At 40.8% G+C, this 20927-nt stretch carries 17 protein-coding genes; 15 read left to right on the top strand and 2 right to left on the bottom strand.

The features are described from left to right. The first annotated feature begins 173 nt into the window (after window positions 1-173). The 4 genes from CGC57_RS04250 (at window position 174) to CGC57_RS04235 (ending at window position 7288) form a co-directional block, all read left to right on the top strand. On the top strand, window positions 174-2783 hold the full coding sequence (locus CGC57_RS04250; protein WP_232747273.1) for a TonB-dependent receptor plug domain-containing protein: 2610 nt from the start codon (window positions 174-176) through the stop codon (window positions 2781-2783). A gap of 50 nt (window positions 2784-2833) precedes the next feature. Continuing rightward, window positions 2834-4036: a DUF4876 domain-containing protein gene (locus tag CGC57_RS04245; RefSeq protein WP_095898097.1), complete on the top strand. Its 1203-nt coding sequence runs from the start codon at window positions 2834-2836 to the stop codon at window positions 4034-4036. A gap of 272 nt (window positions 4037-4308) precedes the next feature. After that, on the top strand, window positions 4309-5517 hold the full coding sequence (locus CGC57_RS04240; protein WP_095898096.1) for a DUF4876 domain-containing protein: 1209 nt from the start codon (window positions 4309-4311) through the stop codon (window positions 5515-5517). Between the two features lie 418 nt (window positions 5518-5935). Next, window positions 5936-7288 carry a DUF6850 family outer membrane beta-barrel protein gene (locus CGC57_RS04235; protein ID WP_232747271.1) on the top strand — a complete coding sequence of 451 codons (1353 nt, stop codon included), beginning with the start codon at window positions 5936-5938 and terminating at the stop codon, window positions 7286-7288. Between the two features lie 25 nt (window positions 7289-7313). Here CGC57_RS04235 and dinB read toward each other — a convergent pair whose 3' ends face one another. Further along, complete coding sequence (dinB, locus tag CGC57_RS04230; RefSeq protein WP_095898095.1) at window positions 7314-8411, bottom strand: DNA polymerase IV; 1098 nt, start codon at window positions 8409-8411, stop codon at window positions 7314-7316. A gap of 23 nt (window positions 8412-8434) precedes the next feature. Beyond that, the gene (gene dprA, locus CGC57_RS04225; protein ID WP_095898094.1) at window positions 8435-9529 is read right to left on the bottom strand and encodes a DNA-processing protein DprA; all 1095 of its coding nucleotides are present in this window, start codon (window positions 9527-9529) and stop codon (window positions 8435-8437) included. 242 nt (window positions 9530-9771) lie between these two features. Here dprA and CGC57_RS04220 point away from each other — a divergent pair, with 242 nt between their 5' ends. From CGC57_RS04220 to CGC57_RS04170, 11 genes are all read left to right on the top strand, one after another. Further along, window positions 9772-10437, top strand: coding sequence for a DUF2461 domain-containing protein (locus CGC57_RS04220; RefSeq protein WP_095899455.1), 666 nt, complete (start codon window positions 9772-9774; stop codon window positions 10435-10437). 2 nt (window positions 10438-10439) lie between these two features. Further along, window positions 10440-10808, top strand: a complete 369-nt coding sequence (locus CGC57_RS04215; protein WP_095898093.1) for a ribosomal maturation YjgA family protein — start codon at window positions 10440-10442, stop codon at window positions 10806-10808. Between the two features lie 54 nt (window positions 10809-10862). Next, complete coding sequence (locus CGC57_RS04210) at window positions 10863-11627, top strand: hypothetical protein (RefSeq protein WP_095898092.1); 765 nt, start codon at window positions 10863-10865, stop codon at window positions 11625-11627. A gap of 22 nt (window positions 11628-11649) precedes the next feature. After that, window positions 11650-12438 carry a TatD family hydrolase gene (locus CGC57_RS04205; RefSeq protein ID WP_095898091.1) on the top strand — a complete coding sequence of 263 codons (789 nt, stop codon included), beginning with the start codon at window positions 11650-11652 and terminating at the stop codon, window positions 12436-12438. Between the two features lie 85 nt (window positions 12439-12523). Then, complete coding sequence (locus CGC57_RS04200) at window positions 12524-13612, top strand: beta-ketoacyl synthase N-terminal-like domain-containing protein (protein ID WP_095898090.1); 1089 nt, start codon at window positions 12524-12526, stop codon at window positions 13610-13612. 487 nt (window positions 13613-14099) lie between these two features. Then, window positions 14100-14336: an acyl carrier protein gene (locus CGC57_RS04195; RefSeq protein ID WP_002680600.1), complete on the top strand. Its 237-nt coding sequence runs from the start codon at window positions 14100-14102 to the stop codon at window positions 14334-14336. A gap of 96 nt (window positions 14337-14432) precedes the next feature. Continuing rightward, window positions 14433-15680 (top strand): beta-ketoacyl-ACP synthase II, encoded by a 1248-nt coding sequence (gene fabF, locus CGC57_RS04190; protein ID WP_002680603.1) that lies wholly within the window; start codon window positions 14433-14435, stop codon window positions 15678-15680. Window positions 15681-15687: 7 nt separating this feature from the next. Further along, entirely contained in the window at window positions 15688-16446 is a 759-nt protein-coding gene (rnc, locus tag CGC57_RS04185; protein WP_002680618.1) for a ribonuclease III, read from the top strand. Continuing rightward, window positions 16443-16934: a metallophosphoesterase family protein gene (locus CGC57_RS04180; protein WP_002680644.1), complete on the top strand. Its 492-nt coding sequence runs from the start codon at window positions 16443-16445 to the stop codon at window positions 16932-16934. The genes rnc and CGC57_RS04180 overlap by 4 nt, the downstream gene beginning before the upstream one ends. Before the next feature lie 103 nt (window positions 16935-17037). Then, a complete protein-coding gene (locus CGC57_RS04175; protein ID WP_095898089.1) occupies window positions 17038-19473 on the top strand; it encodes a DUF6493 family protein in 2436 nt (811 codons plus the stop codon). Between the two features lie 44 nt (window positions 19474-19517). Next, the gene (locus tag CGC57_RS04170; protein ID WP_095898088.1) at window positions 19518-20861 is read left to right on the top strand and encodes a hypothetical protein; all 1344 of its coding nucleotides are present in this window, start codon (window positions 19518-19520) and stop codon (window positions 20859-20861) included. Window positions 20862-20927 lie beyond the last annotated feature (66 nt).

The raw sequence follows: 20927 nt of genomic DNA, 5'->3' as shown, positions 1-20927 counted from the left end.
AGAAAAATAAATACGCATTTTCTACAAAGGACAAACATTTTGTTACAAATATAACAGAGTGTTTACTGAGTTTTTCACTCCTATTTAGAATTATTTCATATATTTATTTAGAATTGTTTTATGTAATTCAAAAAAAGTATTACCTTTGCCCTCGATTTTAATGAGTGTGAAAAGTGAAAAGTGAAAGAATGCATTGTCCTCTCTATTATTTTCCCAATATTTTCATTGGGATATTCCTCCTATTCTCTCTTTTTTCCCCAACACTTTACGCTCAAACAGCTACTGCTACCACTACCAGCACAACAACTGCTACTACCCAACCCATTCAGTTAGAGGAAGTAGTGGTAACTGCTAAAGAACTTCCTGCGCCCACTTCTACTTCGCTTATCGACCGTAAGGCAATGCGACATCTTCAGCCTTCCAGCTTTGCCGATTTAGTGAGTCTGCTCCCTGGTCGCCAAGTTACTACTCCCTCATTGAACTATGCCAATACCCTCACCCTTAGACAGACGGGCACTCCTATGTCTGGTTATAGTATTTCCTCTTTAGGCGTAGGCTTTAATATCGATGGTGTTCCCTTAGATGTGAATAGCAATATGCAATCTACAGTAGGATCCGGAATGATTATCACTCCACAGTCAGGCTATGCCGATGATAAGCGCAACACTACCCGCTCAGGGGTGGATATGCGCACCATCGCTACCGATGATATTGAAACAGTGGAGATTATACGCGGTATTCCATCGGTGAAATTTGGCGATATCAGCAGTGGGGTAGTAACAATTCACCGCAAAAAAGGCTATACTCCCCTTAGGGCACGCGCCAAAGCCGATGGTTTTAGCAAACTTTTCTATATAGGTAAAGGTTTCAGTTTTTTTGAAAATAGCCTCAAACTCAACTTTAGTTTGGATTATTTGAATGCACAACCCGACCCGCGTAACAGCTTTGAAAACTACAAGCGTTATACTGCTTCAGCACGTGCTGAAAAACTTTTTAATACAACAAATCCGCTTACGTGGAATTTTAGCATCGACTATACGGGGACTATTGATAAAGAAAAACGTGACCCCGATGCGGGCTTCGATCGCTATGACGCTTATCAATCTACTTACAACAATATCCGCATTGCCAATGGGCTGAAATATGAACTTCCTCAAGCATTCTTCAAAACATTGCTACTCAAAACTAGTTATTCACAGAGTTTTGACCGTATTGAGCAAGACAAATGGGTGCAAATTGCCAATGCGCGCCCTGTCTTCACAAATACAGAAGCTGGTGAATTTTACGGAGCATTTTCCGATCCTCACTATGTGTCACACTTAATTGTTGATGGCAAACCACTAAACCTCTATGCCGACCTCTCAACGGCTTCTCACAAGCTCTTTTCGGGCTATCGCAACGAATTACTAATCGGACTTACTTACAACTATAACAAAAACAACGGTCTGGGGCAGGTATATGATTTGGCACACCCACCATCACCCGAAATGGACACCCGTCCGCGTACTTTCAAGAGCATTCCTGCAATGCAAGATATGGCTTTTTATGCTGAAGAACAGTTAGAGAAAACTTTTTGGCATACCGAATTTCTCGTGCGTGCGGGCTTGCGAGCCAATACCCTTTTGGGACTCGATTCTCGCTACGCATTGCACAACAAAGTGTGTTTCGACCCTCGTGTGAATGTGAAAGTTACTTTCCCAAAAATTGAGTTCGCTAACCAAAAAGCTCTCAGTATCAGTCTTACAGCAGGCTGGGGGAAACACAGCAAACTCCCCACTCAAGAAATGCTCTACCCTCAAGATAAATACGAAGATTTTGTACAATTAAATTACTATCACAACCAAAAAGCATACCGCCAATTACACTACAAAACTTACATTTTTCCGCAAGTGAACTACGACATAATGCCTGCCGTGAACAACAAAGCCGAAGTACGCCTTGGGTTAGAATACAATCATCATTCATTGTTCATCACTTATTTTGATGAGCGTATGCAATCGGGCTTCCGAAAAATGAGTGATTATCATAAGGTATTCTTTAAAAAATACGATGCTACAGGGCTCAATCACAACACAATTACTGCTCCTCCTTTGGTAGAAAAACTGCCCTATACAGTGCAAAATGCCCTGATACTCTCAAATATGGAGAGCAATGGCTCAGCTATTGATAAACAAGGGGTTGAGTTTCAATACAGCAGTAAGCGCCTTCAGTTGCTCAACACTCGTTTTACACTCAGTGGAGCGTGGTTTCACAGCCTATATTACAACTCATTGCCCGTATATCGCTTTGCCGATAAAGATGTGATCAACAACCGCAAACATTACAATCTGGGAGTATACCCCGAAGTGGAGAAGTACGACCGCGAACAGCTGGAAACCAGTCTCATTGCCGATACTTACCTCCCCGAACTAAAACTCACAACCTCTGTGCGTTGCGACCTCACTTGGTATACTATTAACACCAATCCACCACTTAGTCGTGTGCCTACTCACTACATCAGTGAGGATGGAGTGCGTCACCCATATACAGCGGCAGAAGCTAATGACCCTGTATTGCAATGGCTCATACGCCCTACAACTATAAGTCTCAGCGATAGAACCCCACTATCTATGAACATACATCTAAAAATATCTAAAGATTTCTATAAGTACTTCACACTCTCAATGTACGTAAACAATTTGTTCAACTTTTATGAAGATTACCGCGTCAATAATCAATATATCAACCGCCGCGGACTCATCAATCCCTATTTCGGAATGGAAATGAACGTTTCACTCAAATAACAAATAACAAATAACTGCCCATACGAATCGCACCAAATTAACAAATTAATATGAAACACTTAAAACAATTTTTAGCTGTAGCACTTGGTTTAGTGCTCTTAAACGCTTGTAAAAAAGACGACAACAATGGCATCCCTACAGAACCTCTTTCTGTAACTTTTCATTTGCAAGCCCCCGACAAGGTAGCTATCACTCAATACGCTACCCTCACCCTCACTCTCACCGAGCTCAACAAAAATGAGAAGGTAGAAAAGGTATATCACAATGTATCAAGTAGTGATTTTAAGTTAGAATTATCAGCAGGTAGTTATGAAGTACGTGCTGCTGGTAGCGTAAATTACACTCAAAGTGGTACCACTGCCACGGGTGAAGTAGCAGGATTTGTAAGTAAGATTGATATTCTTACAGCTACTACCTACACAGTACCCCTTAGTCTAAAAATCATTCCCTCAGGAGAAGGAGATTTTATCATTGAAGAAATTTTCTTTACAGGTACAGCAACTCCAGAAGGCAAACAGTATTTTGGTGACCAATACATCAAATTGTATAACCCTACTGATAGAGTGCTCTATGCCGATGGATTGGTTTTAGCAGATTCTGAGTTCCTAACCGTAACCAAAAGAGATTATACTCCCAATATAATGGCAGAAGCCTTTACTGCAGGAAGTATGGTGCAAATTCCAGGTACAGGCACTCAATATCCCGTACAGCCTGGTGCTTCTATTGTAATTGCAGAACAAGGAATTAATCATAAAGAAAATAACCCTAATTCTATAGACCTTTCAAAAGCTGATTTTGAAAACTTCTACCCTCCAAGAGTAAAAGATGTTGATGGGGTAGGAGTGACTAACAATATCAACTTATATGGTATTTTTATATTCAACAACAGAGGCAATAGAAGTTATGTGATAGCACGCTTCCCTGAAGGTACTGCCACAGCTACACTTCAGTATGATTATGAATACAAAATAGGAACAAAATTAATGCAGAGACAGGCTTTGAAAATTCCTAATAATTGGATAGTAGATGCTGTAAATTTAAGTACTAAAAAAGGTTTCGAGTGGATAGTTACAGCTCCCTCTTTAGATGCTGGTTATACTTATGTAGCTAATGATGAAGGAGATGCTTCTCGTTACGGCAAATCTGTACGCCGTAAAGTCCTCTCTCAAAATAACGGAAAACCTATTTTTAAGGACACCAATAACTCTACCGACGATTTCGAGATACTCACTACGCCCACACTTAAAAAGTGAAAAAGTGAAAAGTCGCTTTTGTATCGCAACACTTTGGCAAAGTTTCACACTTTGCCAAAGTTCATTGTAATTAATTATCCTGATAATCAATCACTTTTATAGTATGTTATGTAGGAAATCCAGCGATAGCTGGGTATGTGCTGCAAACGCTCTTACAATATAAAAACTTTTTTCGGATAACCTATTTATAATTAACAAATTAATAAATTGCCCGTGCGGATCGCACCTAACTGCCCGCGCGACTCGCACCGGATCGCACCAAATTAATTAATATGAAACACTTAAAACAATTTTTAGCTGTAGCACTTGTTTTAGTGCTCCTAAATGCTTGTAAGAAAGACGATAACAACGGTATCGCTACCGAATCTTTGAACATAACCCTTCATTTACAAGTCCCTGATAAAGTAAACATTACCCACTATGGCACGCTCACCCTTACCCTTACTGAGCTCAACAAAAATGAGAAGGTAGAAAAAGTATATCACAACACTACTACCAACGATTTCCAACTGAGTATTCCTGCGGGTAGCTATGAGGTACGTGCCACGGGTACTGTGAGTTACACCCAAAGTAGCACTACCTATGCAGGTGAAGTAACTACCTTAATACCCAAACTCAACATACTCACAGCCACTACTTACAGTCTGCCTATCACTTTAAAAACAATTGTAAGTGATGAGGATAAAGATTTACTTATTGAAGAGATTTTTATCACGGGCACAACTACTCCACAAGGCAAACAATATTTAGATGATAGTTATTTCAAGATTTACAACCCTACTTCTAGAGTTCTCTATGCTGATGGTTTGCTTTTGGTACAATCGGCGTTCCAAACCAATGATAAACAAACCTATACGCCAAATATAATGAACCAAGCTTTTACAGCCAATGCGGTATACCAAATACCAGGGAATGGCAAGCAATACCCCGTAGCAGCAGGCGAGAGCATCATCATTGCCCTTACGGCTATCAATCACAAAGAACTTAATAGTAATTCAATAGATTTGAAGAAAGCTAATTTTGAAATCAAAGATGAAGCAGACGATGAAGACCCCGATAATGCTGCAGTGCCTAATATGTTCGTAAAGTTTGAAGATGCAGTAATCAATCATCAAGCAATCAACGCTTTTGCACTTGCCAGAATGCCAAAGGGGGTTATAGAGTTAGAGAAGTATTCTTATACATACAAAGATGAATCAGGATTTGACTCAGAAGGTGATGCCGTAAAAATCCCCAATACGTGGATTATCGATGCTGTAAATCTCGCACAAAAAGAAGACTTTCAATGGCTTGTAACTGATGTTTCTTTAGATAGTGGTTGGACTTACGCCTCCGAAAGTCAAGGAGATGCTTCTCGTTATCGCAAAGGAGTGCGCCGCAAAGTAACAAGTCAGCAAAACGGTCGCCGTGTGTTAAAAGACACGAATAACTCCACCGAAGATTTCGATGCTCGTGTAACACCATCACTTTTTAATTTTTAAGAAGTAAAAACTCATAACACAAGAAGTATTTGTATCGCAACACTTTGTCAAAGTCCTTAGACTTTGATAAAGTTGATTGTTCTGATAATCAATCACTTTTAGAGTATATTATGTAGGAAAGCCAGCGATAGCTAGGTATGTGCTGCAAACGCCCTTACAATATAAGAAATTTTTGCAACCGCCCTTATAGTATAAAAACTTTTCAGACAATCTTTTTATAAATTAACAAATTAACAAACTGCCCGTGCGGCTCGCACTGGCTCACACTAAGTTGATAAATCGATTCATAAACATATTATTTTTTGTTTTCCTCTGCCAAATAAGCTGGGGGCAAAACACTGATACCCTCTTGCTAAAGCTGAAAGAACAGCAAAATATCTCTCGTTTTTACAAGGCTTATTTTCAGAATCCAGCTACGATGCCCAAGTGGGGAAAACATCGCTTTTCTACCGTACAAGCAACTTATGAAAGAAGTGATAAGGAGGCTTATGCTCAACAGTATCCTGAAGGGCATATCGCTTTTTCAGCAAAAGCAACCTCTTTCTTCCCTTATGATAGCACACGCACGCTTTGGGGCAATGCGTCCTATAAAAATCAAGAACTGCGAAAAGTGCGTTGGAATGAGTTGGTAGATAGTGATTTGCTCTATCCATACTTCACCGCCGATGCTGTAGGGGGCGACTTGCATAGCGAGCAATACGCTTTTATGGGTGGTTTTGCCAAGCAATGGCAACGACTGCATTGGGGTATCAGTTTGGATTACCAAGCCGAATTAGCAAGTCGCAACAAAGACCCGCGTCCTAAAAATATCACTTCTAATCTGCAATTACGCTCAGGATTTATGTGGAGAGTAGGGGAGTGGCAAGCAGGAATATATGCTTCTTTCCAGAAATATACCCAGTCTAACGAACTCAAATTTTTCAATGAATTGGGGAGCCCTTCAGTCTATCATCTCAATGGCTTAGGCTATTACAACCACCTGCTGAAAGGCAACAAACTCAGAGCTTTTTATGAAGGTTATGGATATGGTGGTGGACTGAATATCAGCAGAAAAAACAACCTTTTCCTCTCTGCCAATTACCAGCAATTGGCAATCGAAAAATATATGACAGAAGATAATGGTGTGATAGCTGTAACACTTACCAATCGTACCCTATATACCGAGCTGACAAAGCTGTTTCGCAAAGATACTTATCTCTATGGTTTCAAAGGATATTACTCTCTGCAAACCAAAAGTGGGGTAGAGCCTATTCTTTCAGGGCGCAATAGCAATTGGACGGAAGTAGTAGCTAAAAATGAGAATTATACTCTAAAAAAAGAGCACTACCAATTGGCAATGTTTTTCTCTAACAATAGTGATTTGCAATATCACATAGCACCTTATGTAGGTTATGAAACTCATCGTGAGGACTATACCCTTGTGAGGAGTTTTCAGCGTTTTGATTATATGAATATAGGGATAAAAATGAGTGTTGTAGCGCCCTTAGGGAAGAAGAGTATAGGCGTTGCAGGTTTGCATTACCAGTATCGCAATACACTAAAAGGCAACTATGTACTCCGCAATGATAGTGAAGTATCCCTCAGCGAAATGCTTTTGCACAATGCCCGTTTCCTCACCTCCGATGAACAAGTTTTCCAAGCACATTTACAGTACCATCACCCAATATCGTCATCACTCAGTTATTTTGTGGGACTCAATACCCAAATAGGAGTTTTTACCCTCCAAAAAACGAATACTTTTCATCAATTAAACATCGGTTTAACATTTTAATTACCTATCCCCTGACCCCTGATACCTATTCCCTATACTCTGGAAATTCTAATTTCAACTGTATGTACATCGGTTGTTTTACAATCTCTTTTTCAGGTTCATTGTTGAGGTGAGAGACCGAAATACCTAATAACCGTACCGATTCACTCAACCGTTCTTGGTAGAGCAATTCTTTGATGTGCAAAAGAATTTCCTCTTTGCTACTAATAAAATCTTTAAGGGTTTTGCTGCGTGTTTGAATAGTGAAGTCGCTGTATTTTATTTTCAAGGTGATAGTTTTACCTGCAACTTGCTGTTTTTCAAGACGACGGACGACATCCTCGGCTATACGTTCAAGTTCGCGTTCCATATAGACCTCACTGGTGAGATTTTCGGCAAAAGTTTCTTCAGCACCTACTGATTTGCGAATCCTAAAAGGCTGAACTTCACTGCGGTGAATACCTCGTGAGAGCTCATAGTAATAATGTCCGCTATTGCCAAAATTCCGTTCTAAGAACGCTAATGATTTCTCCCGTAAATCCTTTCCTTTAAAAATTCCTAACTGATACATCTTTTCGGCAGTTACTTTGCCTATGCCATAGAATTTGCGCACATCGAGTTTGTCTAAGAAATCTTGTACTTCAGCCTGAGTGATAGTAGTCTGTCCGTTAGGCTTGTGGTAGTCGCTAGCAATTTTGGCAATAAACTTATTTACCGAAATACCTGCTGAAGCTGTAAGTCCTGTTTCATTGAAGATGCGCTGCCTGATTTCTTGGGCGATAAGGGTAGCCGACGGGTTGCCTTTTTTGTTTACAGTAACATCTAAGTAAGCCTCGTCGAGGGAGAGAGGTTCCACCAAATCAGTATATTCGTAGAAGATAGCGCGTATTTGCATTGATATTTGCTTGTAGCGTTCAAAGCGGGGTTTTACAAAAATAAGGTGTGGACACAATTTGCGCGCCTGCGCCCCACTGATAGCACTGCGCACACCAAATTTGCGCGCCTCGTAGCTGGCTGTTGCCACCACACCGCGCGCTTCGCCTCCGCCTACTGCAATTGCTTTTCCTCTCAATTCAGGAAAATCGAGTTGCTCTACCGAGGCGTAGAAAGCATCCATATCAATATGTATAATCTTTCTGTTAATTGTTACTTGTTAATTGTTACCAGTTACTTAATCTCAAACATTTTCCCTGGCAGTGGTTTTACCACTCCTTTCAATTCCATTTGGAAAAGTAAATTAGAAAGTTGGTAGATAGGTATTTGGCAGCCGAGAGCGAGTTCATCTAAAGCTTGTTTGCCATTCTCTTTGAGGTAGTTTGCCACCAATTCTTCATCGGGACTGAGGTCTATGAAAAGTTCTTGTTGTACGGCTTTAGGGGCGGGAGTATCCCAATTCAGTAGGTAAATGAGGTCTTTAGCTGAGGTGAGTATATTAGCTTTGCGGTTGCGTATCAGCTCATTGCAGCCTATGCTATAAGTATCTGTCGTACGACCTGGTACGGCAAATACTTCGCGGTTGTATGAAAAAGCAATATCAGCAGTAACCAAACTTCCCCCTTTTTTACCCGATTCAATCACTACAGTAGCTTCCGTAAGCCCTGCAATAATGCGATTTCTACTTAAAAAATTCTTCCTATCAAACGGACTTTGGCTACTGAAATCAGTGATAAAACCGCCGTTCTCTTCCATTGCCTCACAGTATTTCGCGTGAGTAGCAGGGTAGATAAGGTTAAGACCGTGAGCGAGGCAAGCCACTGTTTGCAAGCGGTGTTTCATTGCAGCTTTGTGTGCCGTGATATCCACCCCATAAGCATAACCACTTACAATCACCACATCAAGTGGGGCGAGTTCTTCTATCAGTTGTTCGCAAAATGCCGTGCCGTAAGTCGTGATATTGCGGGTACCTACAATGCTCAGCAGTCGTTTGTTTTGCAGGTTTATGTGTCCTTTTTGGTAGAAGAGTATAGGGCTATCAACGCACTGTTTCAGTAGTTTAGGGTAGTGAGCATCGGTATAACTAACAATGTTGATGCCGTTTTTTTCAGTAAAGAGCAACTCAGTTTCAGCTTCTTGTAAGTACTGAGAGTTGAGGATATTTTGGGTAATTTTAGAACCTATACCCATTACTTTTTCTAAGCTACTTCGGCGTTGTGCAAATATATTTTTAGCACTCCCAAAGTGTGCAATAAGTTTTTTGGCAGTAATATCGCCTATAAGTGGAATTTTCTTTAAGGCAATGAGGTATAACAAATCGTCGTTCATAGTTTGGTTTTGTTTCACGTTGCAAAAATAGCGATAATTAGTAAATTAGCAAATTTGCTAATTAGCAAATTATTACTACCTTTGCCTCATCATTCGTAATTCGTAACTCGTCATTCGTAATTTGTAACTTGTTCCCGTTAGGACAAATAACAATCGCTTTTGCGGCTTGTCCCCCTTCGGGGGGTCGGGGGCTATTTCGTAACTCGTCATTCGTAATTCGTAACTCGTATCTCGTCATTAAAATTATGTTTCAATTTCTTACTGACCTCGCTAAAAATAACAACAAAGAGTGGTTCGACGCTCATAAAAACGCTTATGAAAGCGCTAAATTGCAAGCTACCACATTCTTTAAACATATTTATGCTGAAATTGCAGCGCACGACACTGTAGCTCCTCTCAAAATATACCGCATCTACCGCGATTTGCGCTTCTCTAAGGATAAAACGCCTTACAAAACTCACTTCGGTTGCTACATACAGCGCAAACAACCTCATTATCGCGGGGGATATTACGTGCATATCAGTCCGCAAGAAACTTTTATAGGGGGAGGATTCTTCGACCCCAATAAAGATGATTTGTTGCGTATGCGTCAGGAAATCTCTCTCAACCCCGATGATTTCCTAAAAGTAATGACCGATAAAGGCATTGTAAAAGAGTTCGGCGGAAAACTATGGGGCGACGAACTCAAAACAGCTCCCAAAGGCTTTGAAAAAGATGATCCTATGCTTGATTATTTGCGCAAAAAGCAGTTCCTACTCAAACGCGACTACACGCTCCAAGAAGCTACCGCCGAAGGTTTCGATAAAAAAGTAGTACAAGGACTCTTAGCAATGCGCCCCTTTTTCGACTTTATGACCGAAGCCCTCACCACCAATCTCAACGGAGAACCCCTATTCCCTAACACCTAACAATGACCCTAACATTCAACAAAAAATACTTTATCTGGGCATTAGCCCTCTTTGGAGTAGAGTTCCTTATCGCAACGCTATTCAAGAATATCGGATTTATACGTGGCTATCTCGGCGATGTATTAGTAGTGATATTGCTGTATTACTTAGTGCTTTCATTTGTAAAAGTGAAACACAAAGGCAAACTCATTTGGGGCATATTTGCTTTTGCCGTTGCGGTAGAAATACTGCAATATTTTGGAGTAGCCTCTCATTTAGGCTTTGCTAAAGGAAGTATAGGCTATATCATTCTGGGCAATCACTTCTCGTGGGCTGATATAATATGCTATGCCATTGGTTGCCTCATATTACAATTAGCAAATAATAAATAACAATTAACAGGAAATGACACCCTAACCCCTATCCCCTAACCCCTATAAACAACTATGAAACATTTTTTAATAACCTTGTTACTATGTGCGCCGTCAATATACGCACAAAATCCCTTAAAAGGCGAATGGATAACCAACACTCTGTTGGGTAAATTCAAAGAAGAAGACAGCAACTTATTTGAACTTACAAAAGACGAAGATGAAATAGCAGGTTTTGCAACGGTATTTGAAAAGAACGACAAAAATCAATATAAATCATTTTACTTTGCCCCTTGTGGCAACGACTGTTTCCCCTCTATAACAGGAACATTTGAGCTTATTGCCCCCTCGTATGTACGCCTGAATGCCCTAAAATTTGAACAAAGAGGTGATTGTAAACACAAAAACGAAAAGTTGCATAACGATACCGCCGATTATTACATATGTAAAGTCTCAAATAAGAAAATCTTCTTAGTGAAAAGCACTTCAAAAAATGAAAAAGAAGATCAAGAAAAGGCTAAAAACTATTTGTTAGTAACCGGTATAAAGGACAATGTAGTGTATAAACAAAAAACAAAAATGAAGGTGGAAACTAAATATATAGGAGCATTACCTGCGCAAGTAGAGAAATATGCTACTGATATACTTCACTTGAAAAAATTCAAGATACTTGTTTACAATTCATTATATAGCCGAGTAGCTTGGATATTTGCAGTAAAAGACCTCACCACAGGAACGATAACCTATGTAATACAAGAAAATTATTATGATGTAAATAGTAAAGAGGTCGCTCGCTTCTTTGACTATACCGAAGCTGAAATGAAAAAGTTCAGACAATAAAATAACTAACCCCTAACAACTAATGATAGACATAGGCATAAATCTCACTAATAAGCAATTCGCAGGTGAGTACGACAAAATTATAAACCGCGCCATAGAGGCAGAAGTAGATACAATACTTCTTACAGGGACAAGCGTGCGTAGCAGTAATGAGGCTTTAGCATTAGCCAAAAAATACCCCAAAAGACTTTACGCTACCGCTGGCATTCACCCTCACGACGCCAAAACGATGAACGCCGAGAGTATCAAAAATCTGCACGCTTTACTCAAACAGAAGTATGTAGTAGCCGTAGGCGAATGTGGCTTAGACTTCGATCGCGATTTCTCACCGCGCCCCGTGCAAGAAGCGTGCTTTCACGCACAACTCGCTTTAGCTGAAGAAGTGCATAAACCCTTATTCCTGCACGAGCGTGCAGCCTTCGAGCGTTTTACTGCCATACTCGCCGAACACAACCGATTGCCCGAAGGGGTAGTACACTGCTTTACCGGTAGTTTAAAAGAAGTGAAAACTTATTTAGATACTGGCTATTATATAGGTTTTACAGGGGCTGTGAGCGATAGCAAACGCTTTGCTCATTTACAAGAAGTTGTCCGTTACGTGCCTTTAGACCGTATGCTCATAGAAACCGATGCTCCTTTTATGTTGCCCAAGAACGTACCCCAAAGTCAGCTATCTCAGTATCAATCGCGTCGCAATGAACCCGCCTTTTTGCCTTACGTGGCTCAAACCATAGCTCAGTTCAAAAATATACCATTCGAAACAGTGGCTTCAGCAACTATCCTCAATGCGCAAACTTTGTTCAAACTATAAAAACACACTATGGAAATCACTTCTATTATTTGGTGTTTCTAGAAAATTAAATGACTAACAATACTTTAACCACTATTTTATATCAATGAAAATAGCTATTACAGGAATGAGTACCCTCGCTGCCGAGGCTCTTACTCTTCATAACAACATACCCCAAGGCAAGCTCTCTGAACGTGACCAAGCCTTAATAGAAAAACTTAAAAACTCCAATCCCGCTTATGAACCCTTAGATGCTACGGTTCTCTATGCACTACACACCGCTCGTGAGGCTGTAGCGCAAGCTGATTGGCGCGATTTGTGTTTTGGTATCAATATAGGCTCTTCTCGCGGAGCTACGGCCTTGTTTGAAAAACATTATTCTCATTTTCTCGCTGAAGGCACTTGCCAAACCTTAGCTTCTCCTACCACTACTTTGGGTAATATCAGCACGTGGGTAGCCCAAGATTTAGGCAATCAAGGCTTTGAACTCTCACACTCCATTACTTGCTCTACTGCCTTGCACGGTATTGCCAATGCCATTGCGTGGCTAGAAAGCGGTATGGAACAACGCTTTTTAGTGGGGGGTAGTGAAGCACCGCTTACTCCTTTTACCATAGCCCAAGTAAAAGCCCTGAAAATCTATAGCAGTCTGCTCTTGCCTTATCCTTGTCGTGCAATGGATATGACCAAAAAACAAAGCACAATGGTGCTAGGGGAGGGGGCAGGTTGTTTTTGTTTAGAAAAAGGAGAACACACCAATGCCTTAGCTTATATTGTGGGGATAGGTTTTGCCACCGAAAAGCTCACCCATAGTGTATCCCTCTCCAAAAATGGCGATTGTCTGCAAGCCTCTATGCAACAGGCTTTGGCAAGTGCCGGAAATCCCAAAATCGATGCCATTGTAACCCATTGTACGGGTACTATCAAAGGCGATCAAGCTGAACTCAATGCTATAGAAGCTGTTTTTGGCGACAAGAAACCACTGCTCACCAATAATAAATGGCAACACGGACATACCTACGGTGCCAGTGGGGCGCTCAACCTCACTATGGCTGTCAGAATGTTGCAAAACAATCATTTTGAGCCAGTACCCTACCTGCCACCTCCCGAATCTATCCCTGATAAATTACAACATATCTTAATCAATGCGGTTGGTTTTGGCGGAAATGCTATAAGTGTGGTCGTGAGCTGTTAGTAATTTGTATCCCTACACTTTAGCAAAGTTTCACACTTTGCCAAAGTTGATTGCACTGGTAATCAATCATTTTTGAATTATGATATGTATGACGCTGTCCAAAAAGTATCAAAATCATTTTTGCGTCGCTACACTTTGCTAAAGTTTCAGACTTTGGCAAAGTTAATTACTCTGATTATCAACAGCTTTTATAGTATGTTATGTAGGAAAGCCAGCGATAGCTGGGTATGTGCTGCAAACGCCCACACAACAAACACCTGCACAACAAACGCCCGTACAACTAAAAACTGAAAAATACCGCGTAATAGCCAAATTTTTCCCTACACCCTATCTTTCAAACCCTATTATATAATTAATTATAAATGAGTATTTTAAAAATTTTAAACGCAAAAAAACTACAATATTTATCAGAAAAAGATTGTGTTTCAAAAAAAATGTTATACTTTTGCCGGCAGTAATTATTATTAAATTATAAAAAAAGAAAATTATGTCAGACATTGCATCAAGAGTTAAAGCCATTATCGTTGATAAATTAGGCGTAGACGAAAATGAAGTTACTGCAGAAGCAAGCTTCACTAACGACTTAGGAGCTGATTCATTAGACACTGTTGAATTGATTATGGAATTCGAAAAAGAATTTGATATTCAAATCCCAGACGACCAAGCTGAAAACATTGCAACTGTTGGTCAAGCAGTAAAATATATTGAAGACGCTAAACAATAATTGGCTCATAGGCAGTAGGCTATCACCATATCACAGTTGATAGCTTACTGCCTAATTGTTTTTTAAAACCTAAATGCTAAAAACTTAAAAAACTATATGGAGAAAAGACGTGTTGTAGTTACAGGTATAGGGGCTCTTACCCCTATTGGAAATACCGCCCCAGAGTTTTGGGAAGGTCTTGTCGCTGGTAAAAGCGGCGCTGCGCCTATTACCCATTTTGATGCTTCTAAGTTCAAAACTCAGTTTGCTTGTGAAGTCAAAAACTTTAATATCGAGGATTTTATGGACAAAAAAGAAGCCCGTAAACTCGATAAGTTTGCACAATATGCCGCAGTAGCTTCCGATGAAGCTATCAAAGATGCCCACCTTGATATCGAAGCTCTTGATAAAGATCGTGTAGGGGTGATTTGGGGATCTGGCATAGGTGGTTTGGAAACTTTCCAAAATGAGGTAACCAACTTCAATCAAGGCGATGGAACTCCTCGCTTCAACCCTTTCTTTATTCCTAAAATGATAGCCGATATCGCTGCTGGCGTGATTTCTATACGCTACGGCTTTAGAGGTCCTAACTTTACTACTGTATCAGCTTGTGCTTCAGCTGCTAACGCTATGATTGATGCCCTTAACTACATCCGTTTAGGCTATGCCGATATAATGGTGTCAGGTGGTTCAGAAGCAGCGGTAACCATTGCTGGTATTGGTGGTTTCAACGCTTTGCACGCTCTTTCTACTTTCAACGAAAATCCTGCTAAAGCCTCTCGTCCATTCGATGCCAATCGCGATGGTTTTGTATTAGGTGAAGGAGCAGGAGCTGTAGTGCTTGAAGAGTACAACCATGCGGTAGCTCGTGGTGCTACTATCTACTGCGAATTAGCAGGAGGCGGTCTCTCTGCTGATGCCTATCACATGACGGCTCCTCACCCCGAAGGATTAGGTGCTAAAAATGTGATGATCAACTGCTTGAAAGATGCAGGAGTATCAGCAAACGAAGTCGATGCTATCAATATGCACGGTACTTCTACACCGCTGGGTGATGTTGCCGAATCTAAAGCAGTGCTCGAAGTTTTCGGCGAACACGCTTACGATATCAATATCAACTCTACTAAGTCAATGACAGGACACTTGCTCGGTGCTGCGGGGGCAATAGAGGCAGTAGCGTCTATCCTCGCTATCAAATACGGTATTGTACCTCCTACCATCAACTTCGAAACCCCCGATGAAAAAATAGATCAACGTTTGAATTTCACCTTCAACAAAGCACAACACCGCGACGTAAAAGTAGCGATGAGCAACACCTTTGGTTTTGGTGGTCACAACGCGTGCTTATTATTCAAAAAGATATAAACTATAAGTGTTCAACTTAAAGAAAATATTAGCTTTTCCCCGTCTTTTTTCCAAAAAGAAAGACGGGATTTTTTATAATAAAATAAAGAATCTATTAGGCTTTGCCCCTAAAAACTTATCCTATTACAGCGAGGCTTTTACGCATCCTTCTTATCAATTCCAAAAGGCGACGCGCAAAAGTTATGAACGATTAGAGTTTTTGGGCGATGCCATACTTGGCGCAGTAATAGCCGATTATATTTTCACCAATGCCCCCGAGCAAGATGAAGGCTACCTCACTAAAATGCGCTCCAAAATTGTAGAACGCCGCAATCTCAACCAGTTGGGTAAAGATATGGGGCTCTTAGATTTTTTGCGTACCAAGCTCACTCCAAGGCAATTGGGTAATAATATTACGGGCAATCTCTTCGAAGCGCTCATAGGGGCTATTTATTTAGATAGAGGTTATAAAGCCTGCTTCCGTTTTATAGAGCGAGAGCTTATCTTGCCGCATATCAATATCAAAAACTTGGAAGGAAAAGTGATTAGCCACAAGAGTTTATTGATAGAATGGTGTCAAAAACACAAATTGGACTTTGCTTTTGAAGCTGAAGAAGATATGGAAGACCGTTCTGAAACCAAATATTTTGTTGCTAAAGTACACGTACAAGGTTTTTCGGTAACGCGCGCCCGTTCTACTTCTAAGAAAAAAGCCGAAGAAATAGCCGCTAAACGCGCTTGCTACAAAATTCAAGGCAAACAGCACCATAAATTGGACGTACAATGAAAATCCTCCTCCTATCCGATACCCATTCGTACATAGACGACCGCATCCTGCACTATGTCAATGAAGCCGATGAGGTTTGGCATTGTGGTGATTTTGGTAATTTGGCTGTGATTGAAGCCCTTCAAGCTGTCAAGCCTTTACGCGGGGTCTATGGCAATATCGATGGTACCGATGTGCGTCAGTACTTCCCCAAAGTCAATCGTTTTCAGTGTGAACAAGTAGAAGTATTGATGATACATATAGGCGGTTATCCTAATAAATACACTCCTTTAGCCAAACAAGAAATTTTAGCTCACCCTCCCAAACTCTTCATTTCGGGGCATTCACATATTCTAAAAGTACAATACGACCCACAATTTCAATTGTTGCATCTCAACCCAGGAGCTGCTGGCATTTATGGCTGGCAAACAGTACGCACTATGCTCCGTTTTGAAATTGAAGGTAAAGAAATCAAAAACTTAGAAATCATTGAATTAGCTAAGAGATAAGAAGTAAGAACCTCATAGCTGCAACCGCCTTTTTGTATATCTTCTCATTTTGAAAATAAAATAAAAAATTATATCTTTGTCCCTTAATTGATAAAATCATTTTATGGCAAAGAAAAACACAAAAACCCTTAAATTTGAGATATTAGACAAAGAACTACAAAACTTATTATACAGCCGCGACAACTCTAAACTGATTTCAGTACTCAAAGAGGAGAAAAATCCACTACACTTAGAACAACTTGCCCAGTTAGATGTGAAGAGTTGTAAAAATTTAGGTTTCCCTGTACTATGGTCGCTATATGAAAATGATTTTATCCCATTTGAGGAGAATTTTTTATTGGAAAAGCTATGTGATGCTTTGTTTCTAATGAGCAAACATAAGGAAATAGAGAGTTTTATACTAAAAAGACCAGTCATTGCAGAAAAACTTTGTACAAAATTACCTTTTTTTCTTACTGATAACTTTTCTACTAACACTTTCCTATACGATAGTTTGCTTATATTAGCAGAAAAAGGATACTTCAAAGATACCCAAGTACTCCCTAACTTCTTAGAGATATTACTCAGTCCACTAAAAACTACTACTGCCAACAGCTACTGTCGCTTAATTGAAGACTTCAACCCTACAACAGAAGAGCTCCTTCCTTCTCAACAGACTCTTTTTGCCCTGCTCAGTAGCGATAAGACCTCAGTAGTGAACTTTGCTATCAAACTCATCAAGCAAATAGCTGACGAAAAATCCTTTGACTTCCAAGCCTTTGCCGACAACTTTGCGCTTTGTTTTGGTACCCCAAAAATAGCCAAAACCCAGCTTATAGGTTTAAATATCTTAGAAAAATACTATAAAAAGCAAGCCCCTACTAATCCCGACTACCGCGAGCAATTAGCGGTACTTTTCACCGTCCCCGACGTGAAGCTCCAAGAAAAAGTTGCCAACCTCCTCACTACCTATTTTAATCACGAAGGCCTCCCCGAAATCATTGCCTCTTACCGCGATTACCTAAAAGGCAAAGCTCAAGACCTCCTTGCAACCCTAAGTCCATCAGAAAATTCTGAGAACTCCCAAACTGCCCGTGCGGCTCGCACCTCCCACACCTCCCACACAGCTCTCACCCTGACACCTGTTTCCTGCACCCCAACCCCTGAAAAACTCCTCTTCCTCCTTGGCAACTGCCTACGCGAGCGTACGGCTGCTACTATCGACCTTTTCTTTGAAGGACTGGTACAGCTACAAGACCAATTGCCTGAAAACTTCAAGGAGCAACTCGCCCCTTATATCCCGCAGGTCAATGGGATGTATTATTTCAATGTACAGTTGGCAGCCTTGCAACTGCTCCTTGCGGGGTGGGTAGAGGACAGACCTTTGGAGTCTCCTGAGGAGTGGAAAAAGATGAACGCCCAAGTAAGACGCCTTAACACCGAAGAAGAAGAACCTTTCAAGCAAGCGTGTGTGCTCCACAATGTTTGGTATTTGCGTGATGAGATTCCTTACCTACTCTATAAGGTAAAGGCAACGCTTAACAAACTCAAATCGGGTAGCAAACTGCCTTTCCTTTCCACCCCTACGCACGCACCTTTCTATATGGATGCTGAAACCCTTGCCGACCGACTGCTCGCTTATCAAACAGCAGGCAAAGAAGTAGATTTGGACGACTTGGTAGTGGCTTGCAACCGATTGTTATTGAGTACCATTACCCCTGAAGCACAGGAGAAAGTACGCTCACTCTCAGGACAATATGCACTTGCCTTGGGCTACCTCTTCGGACTTTCTGATGTGGTAACCCCTACAGAGGAGCTCCTGCCATTATGGACGCAAATCACCCGCCTAAAACACCCTGACAAAGTATTTACCGAGTTTGAAACTACGACTGCCAAAGACTATCTTTCGGCTGTAAAACCTTTCTTCCCGTCTTACGAGATAGAGGGAGAGTTCAAACAGTTTTTCTTGGAAAAGGTATATGTAGATGACTATTACAACTATACCTTGGCAAGTCCTTTTGATAGCAGCGTATTTGACCGATTGCCCTACAATTGCTACAATGCAGGGGCATACGATCGCTGGGATACTGATACTCTGCGTTATGTAATTTCTCTAAACCCTCAGTATGTAGATGTGCTCTTAGGTAAATACACCCCTCTCTATGTAGGCGATAGTGATGCCGAGACCCAGCGTAATCTGCGTGAGCCTTTGCAACTACTCTTGGAATACGACCTGCCTGTACATCACGGTGGGTGGATATTTATAGGGATGGCTTTGCTTCACGACAAAAAGGAAACCCGCAACCTCGCGGCAGAGTATATCCTCCGTGCCATTAGCCGTGATGAAGACCTCAGTTATTTGCAACACTTTATAGCCGATATCCTCGCCCAAAAACTCACCCCTATCAATCGCTTTGTGGAGTTTTTGGATATGCCCACCCGCGACCCTAAGATAAAGGCTTTCCAAAAAGCAGTAGTAGAAGCTTATTTGCCTTTGGCTGAAAAGCAAGAAAAGAAACCTATGAATCATAAAAAATTAGCCAATTGGCTAATTTGCTAATCAACAAATTATCCTTATCTTTGCCTAATAAATTGATAAATAAAATGAACGACTTTGAATATGCTTATCCGTTTGCCTCGGTTATTGAGGAGGTAACGGCTCACGAGAAGAATTTTATCTTTTCGCACTGCTCTGAACTTAAAGAAGACAATGCTGTGCCTTGTTTTTTCTGGGGTAATATCACTCAACCTTTTGTAGTAGCTAAGTGTCTCGCTACACTGGCGAAGACTGTAGCCTCTCAGTTTGCTATCGCCCCTGGGGTGCTTGCTAAACTACGTGACCCTATTATTTCGGTAGGGAATGGCGAATTGCTTTTTGAGGGGTTCTCGTCTTGTAATAGCGTCTATGCTCGCGTAGGCTTGCGCAACGATGTGTTAGACGGCGATTTCTTACAGAGCGGTTGTACCAATATCGATTTCAATGATGTAACCGTGCGTGCTTTCAATGCCGTAACAGCTTCGGAGAAAATGGTGCTTAGTGTAGGGCAAAAGCAAACACACTTTATTACTGAAAAACACAAAACCGTAGAGAAGAAAGTAACCCTGCCCAATAGATGGATTAAGGGCTTGGGCAATGTGCAAGTATATCTTTCCGAAATGGATTTAGCGCACCGACTTAATAAAGCCGAAGCCATTCAGCTCTTCAGCTCTTTGCCCAAACAAGCTGTGAAAAACGATTATTACTTGGTAAAACGTGGCGTAGGTTACACTTTTGCACCTACCGCTACAACAGGGGCTATCAAAATAGGAGGAGTACATCGTCTCAACCTTTTACAAGGCTTACTCCTGCTTGCCGATAGTCTTTATGTATATCGTAGTAGCAGTGAGCAGTCAGTTGCTTTTGTGTTGCATTTCAAAGGAGTAGAAATGCTTTTCTTGCTGTCAGACAATGTATATCGAGGTTTTTCGGGTGAAGGAAAATACTTGGAGAATATGATTGAAGAAGTGCCTATGGAATGGCTTGTAGGGATTAACAATTTCTTCAAAACTAACGAAGTATTCTCACCTGCAATGGTGGCTATTGAAAACGATGTAAATATGGGAACTATGACCACCCTTCAAGCATCGCTTTCGAGCATAGGGCTATTGGGCTACAACCTCACCGATGGCAATTATTTCTACCGCCGTTTGCCTTTCAAACCCCAGCGTTTGATAAGTCTGAACCCGCGTTTGCAAAATGCCAAAAAACTCACTGAAAATAATGAAGTACAAATCGTAGAACAACGCGGTGATTATGTGAAAGCCAATGTAAAAGGAACAGGGGGAGTGACCCATACCGTTATTCTCGACGGCGAGAAAGTACAATGCACTTGCAATTGGTACACCAATCACCAAACTAATAGAGGTTTGTGTAAACACATTTTAGCTACCAAGATGATAACGAGCTAATTAAGTTAATTTTTATATTAACCCTTATCTCTTATCTAAAAAAATCCCCAAAAGTATTGCAGTCAA

This window comes from Capnocytophaga sputigena, from assembly GCF_002302495.1.
Taxonomy (GTDB): Bacteria; Bacteroidota; Bacteroidia; order Flavobacteriales; family Flavobacteriaceae; genus Capnocytophaga; species Capnocytophaga sputigena.
The sequence above is the reverse complement of the archived record's forward strand: the minus strand, read 5'-3'. Positions and strand labels throughout refer to the sequence as shown.

Bases quoted from the DNA above. Each gene is read 5' to 3' on its own strand.
- CGC57_RS04170 (WP_095898088.1), top strand. From the start codon at position 19,518: ATGAACGACTTTGAATATGCTTATCCGTTTGCCTCGGTTATTGAGGAG.
- CGC57_RS04240 (WP_095898096.1), top strand. From the start codon at position 4,309: ATGAAACACTTAAAACAATTTTTAGCTGTAGCACTTGTTTTAGTGCTC.
- CGC57_RS04195 (WP_002680600.1), top strand. From the start codon at position 14,100: ATGTCAGACATTGCATCAAGAGTTAAAGCCATTATCGTTGATAAATTA.
- fabF (WP_002680603.1), top strand. From the start codon at position 14,433: ATGGAGAAAAGACGTGTTGTAGTTACAGGTATAGGGGCTCTTACCCCT.
- CGC57_RS04215 (WP_095898093.1), top strand. From the start codon at position 10,440: ATGACCCTAACATTCAACAAAAAATACTTTATCTGGGCATTAGCCCTC.
- dprA (WP_095898094.1), bottom strand. From the start codon at position 9,529: ATGAACGACGATTTGTTATACCTCATTGCCTTAAAGAAAATTCCACTT.
- CGC57_RS04245 (WP_095898097.1), top strand. From the start codon at position 2,834: ATGAAACACTTAAAACAATTTTTAGCTGTAGCACTTGGTTTAGTGCTC.
- CGC57_RS04175 (WP_095898089.1), top strand. From the start codon at position 17,038: ATGGCAAAGAAAAACACAAAAACCCTTAAATTTGAGATATTAGACAAA.
- CGC57_RS04210 (WP_095898092.1), top strand. From the start codon at position 10,863: ATGAAACATTTTTTAATAACCTTGTTACTATGTGCGCCGTCAATATAC.
- CGC57_RS04205 (WP_095898091.1), top strand. From the start codon at position 11,650: ATGATAGACATAGGCATAAATCTCACTAATAAGCAATTCGCAGGTGAG.
- CGC57_RS04235 (WP_232747271.1), top strand. From the start codon at position 5,936: ATGCCCAAGTGGGGAAAACATCGCTTTTCTACCGTACAAGCAACTTAT.
- CGC57_RS04200 (WP_095898090.1), top strand. From the start codon at position 12,524: ATGAAAATAGCTATTACAGGAATGAGTACCCTCGCTGCCGAGGCTCTT.
- CGC57_RS04180 (WP_002680644.1), top strand. From the start codon at position 16,443: ATGAAAATCCTCCTCCTATCCGATACCCATTCGTACATAGACGACCGC.